We start from the raw sequence: 17,977 nt of genomic DNA, 5'->3' as shown, positions 1-17,977 counted from the left end.
TGAGCAATATACCGCAAAAATCACTTCTCAAAAACGGCTTGAACTACCTTCCCGTTATCCGAAACGGGCGGTGTTTGTTTAGGCACTAAGAATCTTCCAAACTTGGCGTACAACGCTGGTAACACCAGCAACGTTAAGGCTGTAGAAGTAAACAATCCGCCTAAAACTACTATTGACAAAGGTTGCAGGATTTCTTTTCCCGCGCCGCCTTCTAATGCTAAAGGTGCTAAACCTAAAGCTGAAGTTGAAGCTGTCATCAAAATAGCATTAAGCCGTTCCATCGAGCCTTTAATAATTGCTTCCTTAAAAGGCATTCCCTCTGCCAATTTAGTGTTGTAGTTGTCTACTAAAAGCAAACCGTTGCGGGTGGCAACGCCAAATAATGTAACAAAGCCAACCAGGGAAGCTACAGAGATGATGCCACCCGTCAAAGCTACCGCGATTACTCCTCCCACTAATCCGAGTGGCAAATTAATCATAATCATAGCAGTTGAAGGAATTGACTTGACCGAAATATACATTAATACTGTTATTACAAGAAAGGAGATCGCACTAAATATCATAATATTTTGCGAAGCTCTTTGTTCTGCTTCAAATTGACCGCCGTACTGGATAAAATAGCCAAAAGGCAACTCTACTTCTCGTTTTACTTTAGCTTGAATTTCATTCACAACTGCTCGCAAATCCCTACCTTTAGCATTAGCCGCTGCCACAATCAACCGGGAAACATTCTCGCGGTTAATCGTATTTGGACCCGTACCGTATTTGACAGTCGCAACTTGGGCGAGGGGAATTTTATTGCCACTTGGAGTATCAACCAACAAATTCTGAATAGTTTCTAAGTTATTGCGGGCTTCAGGCTGCAACCAAACAACTAAGTCAAAAGTTTGTTGCACTTCCAAAACTTGAGAAACAACTTTGCCGTTTAAAGCTGTCTCAATTATTTCAGAAAGCTCCCCGATTTTTAAACCGTATCTACCCGCAGCTTGGCGGTTAAACTTAATTTGAATCTGCTGCACTGGCACCTGCGGTTCGAGTTGCAAGTCTACAATCCCTTGAACAGTTTTCATTTGCTCTTCAACTTTGGCACCGAGGATGCGAAGCTGATCCAAATCCGGGCCAAAGATTTTGACAGCAATCTGACTTCTGACACCAGATAAAACCTCATCCATCCGGTGAGAAATAAAACCGCCGATATTTGGTGCAACTCCCGGCAATTTAGCAAATTCCTGCCGCAGCGCCTCCAAAGTTTTTGGTCTATTTTTCATGCCCTCCTCGCTCAAACCGATATCAATGTGAGCTAAATTGACTCCCGCAGCATCAGCATCACCCGGAGCTCTGCCCGATCGCACTTGCACGTATTCAAACCTGGTATCATTCTTAAGTGCATCTTCAATAGCAAAAGCTGCGCTATCTGTTGTCTCCAAAGACACTCCCGGATAAAGCTGAATAGTATTCACCAAAGTTTGCTCCTGAAACTCCGGCAAAAACACCCGTCCAAACGAAGGCAAAATAATTAATGCAGCCACCATGCTAGCAGCAGCTAAAGCTAAAATAATCCACGAATAACGCATTGAAATTCTGATACAATAATGATAAATGTGCTTGCAAAATCTCGGTAACCAAGGTTCTTTACCACTCATGCGTTTGGTAGGCAACAAAATAGCGCAAAGAGCCGGAGATATGAACAGCGATTCCAGACTAGAAATTACCACAACTACCAAATAAGTAATCCCCATCGGCGTAAAAACTCGACCTTCTATACCGGGTAAACTAAAAATTGGCGAAAACACCACAATCCCAATAACAGTCGCTCCAATTAAAGAATCGCGCACCTCCTGACTGCCATCAAAAATCACATCCATCACCGGACGAGGATGAAGAGAAGACGTATTTTCTCTCAAGTTGCGGTAGGTATTTTCCGCATATACAATAGCATCGTCGATCGCAGTACCGATCGCCACCGACAAACCCCCCAAAGTCATCGTATTCAGCCCCAGCCCCAGCCAATACATCGCCAGCAGCGCGAACAGCCAAGTCAGAAAGAAATCCAACAAAACAACCCCGAGAGTGCGCCAATTCATCAAAAACGGGATGAGAATAAGGGTGACGATAATACTGCCTTCAACTAAAGCCGAGCGCACATTCTCCACCGAGGAATTAATATATTCTTCCTGTCGGAAAGTCACAGTAACTTTAATATCTTTTGGCAGAGCTTCTTTCACCTCAGCCATTGCTGCCTCAACCGCTTTCGTTACCGCTGGAGTATCAGCAACGGGCTGTCTGTTTACCATCACAATCACAGCTTTTTTGCCGTTAAAGCTGCCGTCGCCCCGCTTGATAGCAGCACCAACCTTGACATCAGCGACATCACCAATTCTGACGACTGTTCCTTGCCGAGATGCGATCGCAGATTGCTGCAAATCTTCCACAGACTCAATCCGCCCCACCCCCCGGATTAAAGTTTCTTTATCCGGCGTAATTAAATACCCCCCCGGCGCGTTAACATTCGCAGCCGCTGTCGCTTCGGCAACTTGCTGCAACGACACATTAAAAGCTTTTAACTTGGCAGGTTCTACTAATACTTGATATTGCTTCTGCTCGCCACCGTAAGCCATGACTTGGGCAACGCCAGTCACGCCTAAAAGGCGATTTGTGATTTGCCAGTCAACCAGACGGCGCACTTCCATCAAAGGAGTAGTTTCCGAGGTAAAAGCATAGGTAATCACCAGACCAACAGGTGAAGTTGTCGGAGAAATTTGCGGTGTTTCTACCCCAGCCGGGAGTTTGCTTTGAGCTTGCTGCAACCTTTCTGTTATCAACTGGCGCGCTTGATAAATGTCAGTTTGCCAATCAAAGATAACTTTAACAGCAGAAAGGCCCACAGCAGAAGCCGATCGCACTGCTGTTACCCCAGGAGTTCCGTTAATCGCACTTTCGATCGGTAGTGTTACCAAAGACTCGATTTCTTCCGGCGCGAGCCCTGGCGCTTCCGTCTGAATTTCCACCTGTGGCGGTGCGAAAGGCGGAAAGACATCCAGCGACATTTGGGGAATGATAGAAAATGTCCAAAGACTAACAATAATGGTGGCCACAACGACTAGCCACCGGCGGTTTATGACCCATCTAAGAATTGTGCTGAACATTTTATTAGCTTGGAGTTAATAGATACATACTTTTGCCAACTAAATTGCTATATTCACGCAATTGTTTACTTCAAACTCTTGACTTCTTCCTCTTGAGTTTTAACGTGATGGTTGTCATTGTGTAACACCAGTTCAGTGTCCAACGCCGGTGCAGAGGCGGAAAAACCATTATTTGCGGCATGGTTTCCTGAATCCGCTGCCATTGCTGGCAATTTACGTCGATTTCCCCACAACACGCCGGCTGTGAAAGTCAGGGATGCGATCGCAATTCCTCCCCCTATTCCCGCCCACCATAAAGACACGGGTAAATTATTAAAATTAACCTCTGTTGCCTTTGGAGTTGCCTCTTTCTTTTCCTCGTCTTCTGAGTGTTTATCGCTACCGCCCCGCAAAGATTGTGCGTAAAGTTGAGGTGCTCGCTGCGTTACTATCAAATCTCCCTCGAATAAACCGGTCTTAACTTCAACTAAATCTCCGGCCGTTTGACCTTGTTCAATTTCAACAGCTTGATAAGCATTGCCATTTTGGACGTAAACGGTTTTTTTACCGCTAACATCTACTACCGCCGAACTCGGAATTGCTAAAATATTTGTGGCAGTTTTGTCGGTTAAAATCTCCAACTCCGCAAACAGTCCGGGCTTTAATTCGCCGTTAATATTATCTACTTCTGCTTTTACCAGCACAACCCGCGTTTCTCCTGACACGGATGACCCAATGAAAGTGATTTTTCCCTTAAAAATGCGATCGGGTAAATTAGCGACTTTTACCCTGACTTCCTGACCCTGTTTTACTTGATTCAGGTCTTTTTCGTAAATATTGGCTGTGGCAAAAACGCGGCTGTCATTTAACAGACTCATTAACGGTTTTTCAGCGTTTACTGACTCTCCGGGGGTGATTTCGCGATCGGCTACCGTCCCGGCAATCGGAGCAACTACGGTAACGAGTCCTCGATCGTTGGCAACAGTTCCTAATTGTTGGAGTCGCGCTTGATAGGCTGCGTCAGCCAAGCGAATGCGCGACTGAGCGACTTCGACGGCAGTTTTGCCGCGTTTGAGTTGGTTCTCGGCTTCTAGAACTTCCCGGCGGCTCAGAGATCTGGTAAGTTGAGCTTTTGCTTCTGCTACTGTGCCTTGAGATTCCCGCAACTCCCGCATCGGCAGGTCTACTTCGGCTTGTTTAATTTCGGTTTGGGCTTTGATAACTTCAGGACGGCTTTTTGCCTTAGCAACAGCGGCTTGTGCTTCGGCGAAGCGGGCTTGCGATTCCAGCATTGTGCGCCGCGCGATCGCCCCAGATGCCACTAATTCTTTGTCGCGATCGAACTGTTCTTTAGCCACAGTCAGTTCTGTTTCGGCTCTGGCGATCTCAGCTTGCGATATTTCAATCTGACGCTGATAATTTTCTTTAGCAACTTTGACAACAGAGCGTTTATTTACTAATTCTTGCTCTTTTTGGTACTGTTGGGTAGTTGCTACTAATTGAGTTCTGGCTTGTGCTATTTCAGCTTCAGCTATTTTCACGAGGCGATCGTAATTTTCTCGTGCTAGTTTGAGATCGCCTTCCGCTTGCTGCAAATCCGCCTCAGCTTCGGCACGTTTCGAGAGAGATTCAACCCGCAACTGTCCTAATTCTGAACTCGATAAAACCGCAAGCGGTTGACCTTTTGATACTTTGTCCCCAGGTTTAACCAGCAACTCTACTACTTTCCCACCAACAGGAGCCGTAACTTCTACTTTTTCGTTGGGCAAAGTTTCTATTTGTCCGGTGGTTTTGATGCCGATATCTAGTCGCTGTCGAGCGGCAGGGGAAACTTTAATTCCTAATCGTTTTGCTGTTTCGGCATCGACAGAAATAGCAACAGGAGTTTCAGTTGTTTCGTCGCTATGCTTAAATTCATCTCCGTGGCCAGCGTGGGCAAAAACAGCGACAGGAGAACTTAGCAAAATTATGCTGAACAAAATTCCAGAAAAACTGCTAATAATTGCCGGAGATTGAACATACTTGTGGAATATCATCGTTGGCATTGTCCTTGAAATCAGGTTGAGTGCCCCAGGTTTAACGGTTGGTATTTTGCCAAGGTAAGTAAGTGACACCCATTAGGTAAAGTTACTTATTAGCATTTTCCCATAAGCGACCGATAAGCAATGACCAAGAGCTAGAAATGCTCTATTCAACCTAGTATTTCACAGTCAAATGAAATTAGGATGAAATTTCGCTTCAGCAGCCCAGATGCCTACGGGCTGCTAAAATGCCAATGTTGAAGCCGATCTCAAGACGAAATTGAGGACAATTCAAACTGTGCCACCGGAAAATCAAGTTAGGAAAGCGAGCGCATCTGTTGGCTATCCAGGCGCTTGAAGACAGAAGTCAGAATATTACCCATTCCCAATTTCAGAGTGCATATATGGATCACCTCACAGTCAAACTCCAAGGCATGAGTTGAGTCGATGGCCCCTTCTGCTGGTATCCAGCGCGTTTTTGCTGAAGTTGGACTAGACCCAAAAGCAGCTCAAATCTAAACACTGCAAGCACCAGGGAAAATTGTAGCGATGCTGGGAGATGGGATTAACGATGCTCCGGCTTGGGCAATAGCGGATGTGGGAACTGCGACGCTGCTCATATAAGGGTATAAATAAGCTTTCAGGTGTTGACATATCATTAGTTGCTGATATGATGATATAAAAGAGCTTTGTATTGAAGCTAAGCATATGATTGTCTCTGCTCAATCCCAGTCCACTCGCTTGAAAGCAAAACTCTTTCGTGGGTTTTCCGATCCATCACGATTGGCGATTTTGGACGTGCTGCGATCGCGTCCAATGACCGTGAGTGAAATTGTTGAAGCAACCGGGCTATCGCAATCTAACACCTCAAACCACTTGGGCTGTCTCCGTGATTGCGGTCTGGTAAACACCCTGCAGCAAGGACGGTACACCAGTTATCAACTCGCCGATGCACGAGTTGCTGAGATTTTGGAAATGGTCGAAGAGTTACTGGCTGATGTAGCAAAAGGAGTTTATGAATGTACCCGCTACAACTGCTCAGAGAACGAATAACAACAAGCTAAACAGGAGGCAGGATGTCAGACTGTGGATGTCACATGGAAGCCAAGAACGCAGCCGAGCGTAAAACGTTGCGAATTCTGTTACTTATCAATGGCACAATGTTTGTCGTCGGAATTGTGGCAGGAGTTTTAGCGGATTCAACTGCCTTAGTTGCAGACTCATTAGATATGTTTGCAGATGCTTCAGTTTACACGATGTCGCTGTATGCAGTTGGCAAATCGGCGCATCACAAGAATCGTGCAGCGACTCTAAGTGGTATTTTTCAGATCACGTTAGCCGTGATGGTTGTCGTCGATGTGATTCGACGGTTTGTTTGGGGAAGTTCACCGGAATCAGGCTGGATGATGGCAATGGCTTTTTTGGCGCTGATTGCTAACAGTTATGGTTTGTACCTTCTCTCAAAGCATCGTAAGGGTGAGGTACATATGCGGGCAAGTTGGATATTTACGCAGAATGATGTAATTGCAAATTTTAGTGTGATCGTCGCAGGTTTCCTAGTCACTCTATTTAATTCTCGGTTTCCCGATTTAATTGTTGGATTTGGAATCGCAAGTCTAGTCGTTTGGGGTGGAATCAGTATTATTCGAGATGCACAACGCGACAGAATGAAGCAACAACGGCTGTAGTAATATTGCTTAACAGGTTTTGCAGCAACGATTTGAACGTTTCTCGCTTCGTTTTAGTTTTTTCATCGCCGAGACATAGAAACAGTACCAAAAATAGCTATGAGTAAAGTGTACTTCAGCAACTTTACTTTGGAACAATGGGAGTTGATTGAACCTTTTATTTCACCTCCAACATCTAGGGATCGTCACCCAAGGTTGAGGTGGGGAATGTCGTGAATGCAATCTTTTACCTGTTAACCCAAGGCTGTACTTGGCGTGACTTATCGGGAGACTTCCCACTTTGGCAGAGCGTCTATCGCTACTTCTACACCTGGCGTAAAGACGGAACTTTGCTGAGACTACATGACCGACTTAGAGCCTGGGTTAAAGTTAGCCACAACCGAGCGGTGAGTCCGTCTGAAGCCATCGTGGATAGTCAAAGCGTCAAAAATGCAGCAATGGTAAACCAAGCAATGGGATGTGACACAGGCAAGCAAATAATATGAGTCAATAATTTTTACTTAACATGAGCAAAACGATAATAATTCTTACTCTCGATCGCAACTTGTGACCGCAAACTTGAGCTAACTAGCAGCCAAATTTTTAACTCAATAATTTACCAAATTGTTAGCTTTGGAGATATAGTATGAATATATGTTCATAAGTTAACTGTATTTTCAACCTAGGAGACATCATGAACAATCCAAAAACCTCGGATTCCGGCTGCTGTAGTCACGACGATCGCCCCGATCTCAGTCATGAGAATCATAACCAGAACCACAGCCACGGCCAGGGGAACGGAGATTTTAACCTGAAGCAAGAATTGATTCCTGTGATATTGGTTGTTGTACTATTTGTCGGCGGTTTAATTTTTGAAGAAAAACTGCACAACACGCCCTATTGTATAGGTGAATATCTGGTTTTCATCCCAGCCTATCTTTTAAGCGGATGGAATGTTTTAACCAGTGCGGGTCGCAACATTCTGCGAGGCAGAGTGTTTGATGAAAATTTCTTAATGACTATAGCAACACTCGGCGCTGTCGCTATTCACAAACTCCCTGAAGCAGTCGGGGTGATGTTGTTTTTCAAAATAGGAGAACTTTTTCAAGAATTTGCCGTTGGGCGATCGCGTCAATCGATCCGATCGCTTTTAGAAATTCGTCCAGACAGCGCCAACCTCAAAGCAAATGGCGAAATCAAAAAAGTTGCGCCAGAAACCGTAGCCGTCGGCGAGATCATCCTTGTCAAACCGGGAGAAAAAATTCCCTTAGACGGTGAAATTATAGACGGCAATTCTCAGATTGACACATCTGCACTAACTGGAGAATCAGTACCTCGAACCGTGAAAGTTGGAGAAACAGTTTTAGCAGGAACTATTAACCAGACAGGAGTTCTCACCGTCAAAGTTACCAAACTCTTTGGTGAATCTTCAATCTCCCGAATTCTGGAATTAGTAGAAAATGCCAGAAGCAAAAAAGCTGAAACTGAGAAATTTATCACCAAATTTGCTAGTTACTACACACCGTTTGTAGTATTTGCATCGCTAGCAGTAGCTTTAATTCCGCCTTTGTTCATTTCAGGAGCAACTAATGCAGATAGATTTTTATGGGTTTACCGCGCCCTAGTCTTGTTAGTTATTTCCTGCCCTTGCGGATTGGTGATCAGCATTCCTTTGGGATACTTTGGGGGAATTGGCGGTGCAGCCAAGCGCGGTATTTTGGTTAAAGGCTCGACTTTTTTAGATACCCTCACAGCAGTCAAGACAGTTGTTTTAGACAAAACAGGAACTTTGACAAAAGGAGTTTTTAAAGTAGCACAAATTGTGCCTCAGAAGGGTTTTTCACAATCTGAGTTGATGGCAATAGCTGCTAAAGTAGAATCTCAATCAAATCACCCCGTCGCGAAATCTATTATAGAAGCTTACGGCGGAAAGATAGATTCATCGGATGTGAAAGATTACGAAGAAATAGCGGGACACGGGATTCGAGCAAAATTAAATAATCAAATTGTGCTTGCGGGAAATGACCGTTTGCTGCACCGAGAAAACATTGCTCACGATGTCTGCAATGCTGAAGGTACGATCGTTCATTTAGCGGTAGACAACCGCTACGCTGGGTATATTTTGATTGCTGACGAGCTTAAGGAAGACGCAGTACAGGCTATTCGCGACCTCAAAAAATTAGGTGTCGAGCGAATCGTGATGCTAACAGGAGATAATCAAGCTGTAGCTGAGAGTGTTGCGAAAAAGCTCGGTTTAGATTCCTATTTAGCCGAGTTATTACCCGAAGGAAAAGTAGAGGCGATCGAAAAACTGATCGGTCAATCTAAAAAAGGCGAGAAAATTGTCTTTGTGGGGGATGGAATTAATGATGCACCCGTGCTTGCTAGGGCTGATGTGGGCATAGCGATGGGGGGTTTGGGCTCCGATGCAGCGATCGAAACTGCCGATGTTGTAATTATGGCAGATGCACCGTCCAAGGTGGCTGAAGCTATCCAGATTGCCCGAAAAACTCACAATATTGTTTGGCAAAATATCATTTTTGCCATGTTAGTCAAAGGCATATTTATTGCTTTTGGTGCTTTTGGGTTAGCTACAATGTGGGAGGCCGTTTTTGCCGATGTTGGGGTCGCTTTAGCAGCAATTTTCAATGCGACTAGAGTTTTGAAATAGAGTGTTCGCTGGGCGGGCATTGCCGAACTTACGCCACAATTGAAACATACATTTTGAGGTCAAATATACTATGCGTCGTCAACGTTCTCAGCCTTGGATTCACCGCTATTCTCGTCCCATCACGGCAGGAATTGCCTCGATAGGGGCTGCGATTACTGCTTATCTAACAGTGGTCAAGTTATCCAACGGGACGGCAGTTTGTCCGATCGAAGGCTGCGATATCGTGCTTTCGAGTCCCTATGCCTATGTCTTTGGTTTGCCTCTTTCTTTGTTCGGTTTTTTGGGCTACTTGAGCATGATAGTTTTTGCCGTAGCTCCCCTACTTGTTAATCCAGCAGAACAGAAGAGTCTCCGCTCTAAGTTAGAGTCTTGGACGGGCTTATTTCTGTTTGCTGGTAGCACAGCTATGACGATTTTCAGCGGCTATCTGATGTATGTACTGGCTGTTGATATTAAAGCAGCTTGTATTTACTGTATTGCTTCTGCTTTGTTTGCAACTAGCTTGTTTGTCTTAGCATTAATCGGTCGTGAATGGGATGATATCGGGCAACTATTTTTTATAGGGATTCTGGTATCTATGTTAGTGCTGATTTCCTCTCTGGCTCTTTATGCCGATGTCAATAATCTCGGTACAGCTAAGGAAACAAGTATGAATACTACAACATCCTCTGGTACTTCAGAAATTGCTTTAGCGCAGCATTTAAAAAGAGTGGGAGCTAAAATGTACGGTTCTTTTACCTGCGATCACTGTCAGATGCAGAAGGAAAGTTTTGGCAAAGAAGCGGCTCGCATTATCAATTATATCGAGTGCAATCCGCAAGGGAAAAATGCTCGTCGCGATCTTTGCGAAGCTGCCAAGATTCAGGGTACTCCTACTTGGGAAATTAATGGTAAGTTTTACTCAGGGCAAAAATCTTTGCAGGAGTTAGCTGATTTATCAGGTTATCAGGGAACTCGCGAATTTAGAAACCTTTCTAATTAGGAACGTTGACAAGAGTGATTTTTGGCGATCGACCTCATCATAGTCGATCGCACGCATCTCGGTTTAAGGTATGAAAAAATACACAATTTTATATTTATGGTAATCGTGCGGTTGTAGCTAATGGGCGATCGATTATAGTTTGTTACTTTTTCAGGAACAGAAACTGTTGATTGTGAGAGGAACTAAAGTCGGATGAGACGAATACGATTTTCGGGCATTCGTTGGAGATTGGCAGCAACTCTGGGGCTTTTATCGTCGCAAACGGCAAGCATAAAATCGGCTTCTGCGCTCATAGCAATATCTTGAGCGGGATATTGACCGACATTGACGATCGGATACCCCAGATTATCCTTGTTTACACTTTGATAAACGGTAACTTTATGATATTCTAAAATAAATAAGATTCCTAAAGCAATTTCGTCAAAGTCGCTAAAGTTTCCAATCAAGATTTCGGCATTGAGGTCAATTACTTTGCAGATTCTCAAACTGACTTGAGGATGGATTATTTCTAGATGGTCGGGCCCTGTAAAAAATACTTTCATTCGAGTTCCTGTTTGGTTAATGAGCGTGGAAGCTAAACTCGGATAATGCGAATACGATTTTCTGGCATCCGTCTCAAGTTAGCTTTAACTCCATAACTAAGACCGTCATGAACTGCCAACATATAATCTGCCGATCGATTCATTAGGATATCTTGACGTGGATATCGACCTGCATCAATGATTGGATATCCAAAACCTATATCGCTTCCCGCTTCATAAACTTTAACGTTAGGATATTCCAAAACATTTAAAAATGTTAATGCTAACTGATCAAAACCGCGATAATTCCCGATTAAAATTGTAGCATTGAGCTTCATGATATTGTGAATTTTCGTCCACATTTCCTCGTTCATTTTCTCAAGTCTTTCGGTTCCGGTGAGAAATACTTGCATAGATTTAGGGTATAATTAATTGACTTGCTATTGTGATTTAATTGACTGTTATATGAGCACGATGTAACAGTCAATTTTTGTGATGAGTTTTTAGATTCTTTTAAGAAGCATGGCAATTCGATCGTATCGATCGGCATGACTACCGCTATCATAAAATCCAAATCGGTAGTGAGAATAGTTAATGCTGAGTACCGAGATAACGCAGTAGTGGCTGTAATAAGGGAATAATATTGAGCCTAAATATGGCTCAATATATTCCATCTCAAACAAAGCTTTCGCTGTTAGTTTTTGATACTGTTGCTGGGTGTTTTGTCCCAAAAATTCTAAAGTCTGAATGTTCATTGGTCAACGATTAGCTAAACACTACCCCTCTACAGCGAAGCACTACGACTGTAATAATTCAGTTGTTTGACTTCTGTAAGTTGATCGATCGACCACATCTTGGCTAACAATTCACCAATTTCAGCATAAGTTTCGGGAGACTTAGCAGATTCAAATCCCTGGGTTCTGTCCGCAAGAGAACAGGTGTTACGGTAATAGCGAAAAAGTCTTTTTAGCTCTGGTTCAATATTCAATCTATCCCAACGTAGTCGATTAGCTAATCTTACCGCTGGTCGCTCGTATTGGATGGCTGAAGGATGGATGAAAGAATGATTGGAATCGTCGATTTTTGTGAGATAGGGTAGTGACATATTACTGTTTCTAGAAATCACTACCCTACAGCGAAGCATTACTTATGGGCTACCTAGCACCACGACTGTAATGATTTACTTTTCTCTCTTCAGTTAGCTGTTCGATCGGCCACAGCTTAGCCAAACGCCGACCAATCTCATCATATTCTTCTGTGCGAGAGTGGTAAAAGCCATAACCTTCTCCCACATAGCCTTCGTCACAGCTAAAGGTTAGGAAGATATAACAGGTGTCGCCATAGGATAGGAACAAGTCCCCCAAAACGGGCTTAATATGTTCTTTTTCCCAGCGAACTTTAGCGGCTAAGTTCTTAAACATTGATTCTGCACTAAACCCAGAATCAGAAGTAGAGGCAGGTTCAGGCTTAGGCTCAGGAAACTTTTCATTTTTCTTAGGAATGCGAATTGCCATATTATTTGTCCAAAATTTGAAACCCTTCGGCTACGCTTTACAGCGAAGCAAAACCAGCTAATTTTCTAGTAACCATTTTTGAATCACACTTAACTCGTAGTCTGACATTTGGTTTTCTAAGCAGATTTTATGCTTTTCATCCAAATGGCAGAGACTACGGTAAGCCCACAAATTATCTGTGGTTTCGACATAAATCAAGTGAATCGATGTCGCTACGCGACCCGCAAGCTACGAGAGTAGTTGCGGTTATAGTCGCTGTAAAAGTCACAGCTATTGAATCCGCAAACTTTAGCAACGCGGAACTTAAAAGCCATTAGATTGCCGGGTGTGATTGTGATATTGCGGTTCTTGTTTCCGTTGGCGTTCTCGATCGATATGGCAGGGAACGCAAACACATTCGACTTCTAAATGGTTCACGGCATCGTACCCGACACCGCAGCGGACAGCAGAGCATTAGGAAGAAGGAGTCAGTATAGGAAACTGACGAATTCTTAAATCTTCGGGAAATTCATCGATCGTCCCACCTTTCTTGTCTTTGAGTTTCAGTTTTTGGTAAGTAGTTGCTACTCCTTCGATAGAGCAGGCAGTTAGAAGAGGATTAGAGCCAAGTTGTTTGACAAATATCGCCACGTCTTTAGCACTTTGACATTGGTTAACCATGAATCGAATCCAGTCAAGTTGACAGGGACGCGCACCGGGCCCGGATTCACCCCCAATAATTACTTGGTCGATTTGATCTAGCCATTCCTTCTTAATGCTTACCCGTTCTAGTAAAGGCTCACAGCTCAGAAACCAAATTACTGATTCTGTTTCTAAAAGGTAAGGAATTCTTTTAGTACAGTCTTGGTTCTCGATCGTCGTGCCAAGCCAGAGATTCGGAATCGGCCACACAAACTCTGCCGGGGGTAATTTCAGTTCCCGTCTCAAATCCTCAACAGTTTTTCTGATTCGTTCTTTTGCTGATCGAAAATAGTCCGGCATCCGCTCCGGGCGTTTTGTCAGAATTTGGAAGGTGTGCTGGGACGCTATCACCATATAAGCAAAAGCTAAATCCAGCCAATCATTACTGACCCAATCCCCGAAGCAATCAGTCATGGAGAAGATGAAAATTCTCTCACCTTTCTTCATTTTCACCAGCTTCTCCATGATGACTGAGGAGAAAACCATGTTGACAGGAACTGTCCCGCTGTAGGCTAAGCCACTGGCAAAGATGAAGTAGTTACTTAGATTCATTGTTTCGGCATAACAATGAAGGCATCCTGGACTGATTTTATGACACCAGTGTCCGCCGTGTCTGCCATCGGCTTTGACCAAATGGATGGGATTAGCCGTGATGCCAGTCCACTGAATATTGCTCATGTGTTTTAGATGTTGGGGTAATCACGCGCGCGTGATAATTAACGTGCGCGTGTGTATGTAGAGAAATGAGAAACTAGCTAGTTACAGTGATATCCAGGTCATAGACGGCATTACCTTCAAGCAATCTTTCTGAGGTGTGGCTGCGGATGGCTTGCTCAGACTTGAGGTAGATAGTGCAATCGCCATCGGTTCCGTTGCCATTCGTAGCTTGCGGGCGCGTAGCGCATCGAATGTGCCAAGCCCAAGATACTGTTTCGACTAATTCAGCGGGAGAAGAATCTGTGACCCATTCCCAGTCAGACTTTTGAAATTCAGGCAAAAATTCTTGACCGTTTTCTTCGGCAACAGCTACAGCTTTTTTCAGAACATCTATCACATATTCCTTGAAGAGTTTGGCAATGTGTTCTTGATTGCCTGTTGTGCTAGTTATTTTGATTGTTTTCAGCATCAGATTACCTTTCTTTGACAGAAGAGCGAGTTAATTGGGTCAGCTCGTAAGTTGCGATCGTAAACAATTAAAATTGGGAAAAACAACACTTCAGAAAAATCGTGTCCTCCCCAATTTTAAGAATTATTTACCTTTGAGCTGCTTAGTCTCTGTTACTGGAACAGCAAGGTCTGCAACTGGAACTGTTGCACCGCCCAAGCACATCTGCTGATTTTCAACTAAGCGAGGGTCGCTACAGTAATCTATCCCGGATTGTTTCATTTCGTGAATCTGACGGACAACTTTCAGAGCTGCTTCATCAAGAGCGCTGGAAGGAGGGCGAAGCGTCGTTGCCACATAGTGGAACGGCCCATGTTTACCCTCTGTAAGGGTCAGTTGAAATCGAAAAATATTGGAGAAATAAGCTTCCGAAGCTTTGCTCCTCGCATATTCGTTGTGGTCGCCCTGCATCCCCTCCTCAACCCAGGAATTAAAAGCCGATCGACTGAACACTTCTATCAAACCCTTCATCCTGTCCTGAGACTGGCGATGAATCAAGAAAGTTGAGAGTTCACTGCATTTCTCATGGAAGAAGGTTTTCATCTCACCTGCGACTGGGATACCCCAGACTTCGGTAAATTGCTCATTGATGTAATGAGGTTCAAATGTCAGCGTTTTGTTATCGATCGCACAAATTGCCATCTCAACAAAGTCACCACGGGTCAAGCCCGCTTTTTCAGCTTTACTGACATTCATGCCTTTGGTATCGCCTGTTACGAAGCAACCGAAATCTTTACCGCAAGATGCGCGATATCGGCTAGCGATACCAGGAATTCTGAATGCAAATCCGTCCATCATTATTACGTTCATGATTTTAGTTCTGACTAAGTTGGAGATGAGTTTCTGTTTTGGTTTTGGTTTCTGTTTCTGTTTCTACCAATGGTAAAAAAGAATCAAAACCTCAAAGCGAAGCATTACGATTGCTTTGGGTATATCTATTAAGTTTACCGCAGGTTGCCATTGCCTTGCTATTACGCAAACCACTGACAAACTGCCAAGTTAGACTCGCATTTCATTCAATCTTTCATCCTGACAGAAATCTATCTCAGAGTTTAGAATATCGTCAGCAACTTCTAAAGCATACTTTTCGATAGCATTAACAGGATTGCGAGGAAAAGCGTTTACCGTGAACCCTTTCCCTAGGTCAGTCTTGAATGGCAGAAAATCTAATTTATAGATTTTGCCAGGTTCGATCGGTGGTAAATCACGCTTTAACGTAAGCACAGTTGAAAGTGTTCCGCCCGAATCATTGACGACAAATCCCCAAATTTCATTTACTGGTAAAGAGGCAAGTACCGAATCGAGTGTTAAGGTTCGGCTCTTAATCTTTACGATTGCCATATTCAGCGAAGAAAATTCTTGACTTTGTAAACTAAAGTGTCCTTTGACTCGATTTTCTTTGTAGCGGACAAAGGGTTCTACCTGAAAACTGGATTCATTGATTGTGATTGTTGTCATTTTAGAATTTACGAAAGAATCAACAACCTAAAGCGAAGCATTTTATTTAATGAATACTATCGCTTTAGGTTTATTTTAACGCTTTAGGTAATGAACATAAACCGCTAATCCTGGCACTTTATGCTCAGTTTTATTGATTGCGATCGCCCGCTGTTTCCGTAACGTTTCTAAATACGGAGAAGTGAGAAGCGCTTCATGTTTTGTTTCTGCTTCTGTAAGCATTTCTTTGATATCGTTGAGGTAAGATTCACTGTTGGCGATGGCGGTTGCGTTCGATCGACAGACTTTTTCGTATTCACGGACCATATCCTCATCTAACCGAACGACACTAAGGTTTTTGTCATCGTAGCGAGTTCGTAGCTGGATAACGATTTTCGCATTGTCGTCGTTATAGACTACGTTTTTGCGAGAGTTGTTGGATTCAATTATGTCAAACCCTTCCAGGATTGCATCAGGTTCGATCGCATCAGCTTCAGCTTTTAATCTTTCAATTTGATTGCGAAGTTCAGCAAGTCTTTTGAGATGTTTCATGTTAGAATTGTTGTGTGAAATACCTGAAACTGAATTTAAAAGCGGGTAGTCCTACGCTAACCGCTTTTTTTGTTGACTATTTAGCTACCAAGTTAAAGCATCTGCTGCTGCTTGTTGTGCAGTGCCAGTAAACTGATCTTCAAGACTAGAGTTATCGAATAATCCAGCTTCATGAGCATCACCGATTTCTTGATAAACAGCTTCAACATCAAACTCTCGTTCGATGGCATCTTGTAACTCATCAAACGGTAGATGTCGATCGAAATGCTTGAAATCCTTGCTCAGATACCATTCAGGTTGGAGTTCGATCGACTCAAGATGATTCTCAATCCATTTGAGGAAAGCAAACTTAACTTGATTAGGCGTGAATAAACTGCACTGCTGACAATCCAACGCCTGAAGCCGATCGACGATTTCATTCAGATTGATAAGTTTGCCGATCGCTTCTAGAAGCATCTGGTCTGCTGCTTTTTTAGGAATTAGAGTCTCAACAGTTTCACAATCAAGATTAGAATCGATTGCTAATTCTTGAACAGTTTGTGATAGAGTGGAAGATTGGATGGACATATTTGTTACCTTTGACAGATTGCTTGACAGAGTGATAGAGAATCAGTACCCCCCGGCGAAGCCTTCACGAGGGGTACTTTTGTTTTTGATTTCTGGAGCTTTTAAACTGTTTCTGTTTCTGTTTCTGCTACTGTTTCTGATGTGGGATTGGCTAAAGCATAGGAATTGAGAAGATAAAGGAGACTAGCAGCAGCGACGGTAGTATATTTGGTGGTTTGTGGTTTGCCGTCATTTGTATCGGGAACAGAACGCTTGATTAAGTAAGAGCCGTCGGAGATGCGATCGCAACTGAGAATGTCTCCACGTTCGATCGCACCCTTCGCTAGTTTCGTGATTCGAGCATGAATGTGGGTCATGATTACTTTTTTCTTCATGATTTTGCGTTGGTAAGTGTGTGATTTTGAACAATCCCCCTTTTTAAGGGGAATATGGCCCAATAGCTAGAAAAGTGACAATTGTTGATAAGCGGGTTCAATGATTACGAACCGAGATTCAGCAGGGATGTACTGATAAATGAGGAGATTGCGATTGCGGGCCATCTTGAAAGTTGAGGCAGTTCCACCGCCAACACCGCTAGGATCACCAGAGAAAACAGCTAGGCAAATGTCCGATCGGCTCACCATCCACTGATTTCGAGCGTGCATAACACCAGTGCTATAAGTCTGGTAAAGGCATCTCTGTTCTGTAGCTTGTTCCAGTAATCTTTTGTAACGGCTTTGTTGATGTGGTTTCCAAAGTTTGTGTTGATCAGCGCAAGGAATTACGGCTGTCCATTTCAGTTTACGCCGAACTAAAATCTCGGCTGCAATTTGGTCGGTCCCGAGTGCCATTCCACACAAGAATTTACTCACACCTTGATTGAGTGCCATTGTGATAAGTTTGTCAACTTTAATGTCGTACTCAAACCAACGATGCCCGGTTATCATTGCTGTGTGGTACTCTTTCGGTTCAAATGGTTCCTCAAAAGTGTACTGAGTTTCGCGATTGAGAGTTCGATCGACACGTTGAAGTAACGCTGGAATTTTGCTTGCTGCCATGAGTGTTTATCTGAAAAAGAATCAAAAACTCATGGCG

The 17,977-nt window shown here is 43.6% G+C and carries 19 protein-coding genes and 1 pseudogene; 5 read left to right on the top strand and 15 right to left on the bottom strand.

Annotated elements, in window-relative coordinates; genetic code table 11:
* Positions 1–20 precede the first annotated feature (20 nt).
* On the bottom strand, positions 21–3,146 hold the full coding sequence (locus tag QUB44_RS10065) for an efflux RND transporter permease subunit (protein ID WP_333366233.1): 3,126 nt from the start codon (positions 3,144–3,146) through the stop codon (positions 21–23).
* Positions 3,147–3,211: 65 nt separating this feature from the next.
* The gene (locus QUB44_RS10060) at positions 3,212–5,170 is read right to left on the bottom strand and encodes an efflux RND transporter periplasmic adaptor subunit (RefSeq protein WP_445299883.1); all 1,959 of its coding nucleotides are present in this window, start codon (positions 5,168–5,170) and stop codon (positions 3,212–3,214) included.
* 684 nt (positions 5,171–5,854) lie between these two features.
* On the opposite strand from QUB44_RS10060, the gene QUB44_RS10055 reads away from it, so the two are divergent.
* The 5 genes and pseudogenes from QUB44_RS10055 (at position 5,855) to QUB44_RS10040 (ending at position 10,466) form a co-directional block, all read left to right on the top strand.
* Positions 5,855–6,199, top strand: a complete 345-nt coding sequence (locus QUB44_RS10055; RefSeq protein WP_333151755.1) for a metalloregulator ArsR/SmtB family transcription factor — start codon at positions 5,855–5,857, stop codon at positions 6,197–6,199.
* Between the two features lie 44 nt (positions 6,200–6,243).
* Positions 6,244–6,834, top strand: coding sequence for a cation transporter (locus QUB44_RS10050; RefSeq protein WP_333224264.1), 591 nt, complete (start codon positions 6,244–6,246; stop codon positions 6,832–6,834).
* A 197-nt stretch (positions 6,835–7,031) separates the two neighbouring features.
* A pseudogene (locus QUB44_RS31120) lies at positions 7,032–7,319 on the top strand (transposase); the annotation flags it as partial.
* A gap of 188 nt (positions 7,320–7,507) precedes the next feature.
* On the top strand, positions 7,508–9,484 hold the full coding sequence (locus QUB44_RS10045; RefSeq protein WP_333339412.1) for a heavy metal translocating P-type ATPase: 1,977 nt from the start codon (positions 7,508–7,510) through the stop codon (positions 9,482–9,484).
* Positions 9,485–9,554: 70 nt separating this feature from the next.
* A complete protein-coding gene (locus QUB44_RS10040; RefSeq protein WP_333339410.1) occupies positions 9,555–10,466 on the top strand; it encodes a vitamin K epoxide reductase family protein in 912 nt (303 codons plus the stop codon).
* Between the two features lie 182 nt (positions 10,467–10,648).
* Here the strand turns inward: QUB44_RS10040 and QUB44_RS10035 are convergent, their stop codons facing one another.
* From QUB44_RS10035 to QUB44_RS09975, 13 genes are all read right to left on the bottom strand, one after another.
* Positions 10,649–11,008: a hypothetical protein gene (locus tag QUB44_RS10035; protein ID WP_333339407.1), complete on the bottom strand. Its 360-nt coding sequence runs from the start codon at positions 11,006–11,008 to the stop codon at positions 10,649–10,651.
* 32 nt (positions 11,009–11,040) lie between these two features.
* Positions 11,041–11,400, bottom strand: a complete 360-nt coding sequence (locus tag QUB44_RS10030) for a hypothetical protein (RefSeq protein ID WP_333339405.1) — start codon at positions 11,398–11,400, stop codon at positions 11,041–11,043.
* 90 nt (positions 11,401–11,490) lie between these two features.
* Positions 11,491–11,742 carry a hypothetical protein gene (locus QUB44_RS10025; protein ID WP_333366228.1) on the bottom strand — a complete coding sequence of 84 codons (252 nt, stop codon included), beginning with the start codon at positions 11,740–11,742 and terminating at the stop codon, positions 11,491–11,493.
* A gap of 29 nt (positions 11,743–11,771) precedes the next feature.
* Complete coding sequence (locus QUB44_RS10020; RefSeq protein WP_333339399.1) at positions 11,772–12,092, bottom strand: hypothetical protein; 321 nt, start codon at positions 12,090–12,092, stop codon at positions 11,772–11,774.
* 49 nt (positions 12,093–12,141) lie between these two features.
* Positions 12,142–12,501: a hypothetical protein gene (locus QUB44_RS10015; RefSeq protein WP_333339396.1), complete on the bottom strand. Its 360-nt coding sequence runs from the start codon at positions 12,499–12,501 to the stop codon at positions 12,142–12,144.
* Positions 12,502–12,954: 453 nt separating this feature from the next.
* Entirely contained in the window at positions 12,955–13,860 is a 906-nt protein-coding gene (locus QUB44_RS10010) for a DUF5131 family protein (protein WP_333366224.1), read from the bottom strand.
* A gap of 73 nt (positions 13,861–13,933) precedes the next feature.
* Positions 13,934–14,308 (bottom strand): hypothetical protein, encoded by a 375-nt coding sequence (locus tag QUB44_RS10005; RefSeq protein WP_333366222.1) that lies wholly within the window; start codon positions 14,306–14,308, stop codon positions 13,934–13,936.
* A gap of 123 nt (positions 14,309–14,431) precedes the next feature.
* The gene (locus tag QUB44_RS10000; RefSeq protein WP_333174065.1) at positions 14,432–15,157 is read right to left on the bottom strand and encodes a hypothetical protein; all 726 of its coding nucleotides are present in this window, start codon (positions 15,155–15,157) and stop codon (positions 14,432–14,434) included.
* A gap of 189 nt (positions 15,158–15,346) precedes the next feature.
* A complete protein-coding gene (locus QUB44_RS09995) occupies positions 15,347–15,805 on the bottom strand; it encodes a hypothetical protein (RefSeq protein WP_333366220.1) in 459 nt (152 codons plus the stop codon).
* A 75-nt stretch (positions 15,806–15,880) separates the two neighbouring features.
* Entirely contained in the window at positions 15,881–16,336 is a 456-nt protein-coding gene (locus tag QUB44_RS09990) for a hypothetical protein (protein WP_333366218.1), read from the bottom strand.
* Between the two features lie 84 nt (positions 16,337–16,420).
* A complete protein-coding gene (locus tag QUB44_RS09985; RefSeq protein ID WP_333366216.1) occupies positions 16,421–16,903 on the bottom strand; it encodes a hypothetical protein in 483 nt (160 codons plus the stop codon).
* Between the two features lie 101 nt (positions 16,904–17,004).
* Positions 17,005–17,277: a hypothetical protein gene (locus tag QUB44_RS09980; RefSeq protein ID WP_333339380.1), complete on the bottom strand. Its 273-nt coding sequence runs from the start codon at positions 17,275–17,277 to the stop codon at positions 17,005–17,007.
* A gap of 66 nt (positions 17,278–17,343) precedes the next feature.
* On the bottom strand, positions 17,344–17,940 hold the full coding sequence (locus QUB44_RS09975) for an SLOG family protein (RefSeq protein WP_333366213.1): 597 nt from the start codon (positions 17,938–17,940) through the stop codon (positions 17,344–17,346).
* Between the last annotated feature and the right edge of the window lie 37 nt (positions 17,941–17,977).

The sequence above is a fragment of the Microcoleus sp. AT3-D2 genome (genome assembly GCF_036705715.1).
Taxonomy (GTDB): domain Bacteria; phylum Cyanobacteriota; class Cyanobacteriia; order Cyanobacteriales; family Microcoleaceae; genus Microcoleus.
The sequence above is the reverse complement of the archived record's forward strand: the minus strand, read 5'-3'. Positions and strand labels throughout refer to the sequence as shown.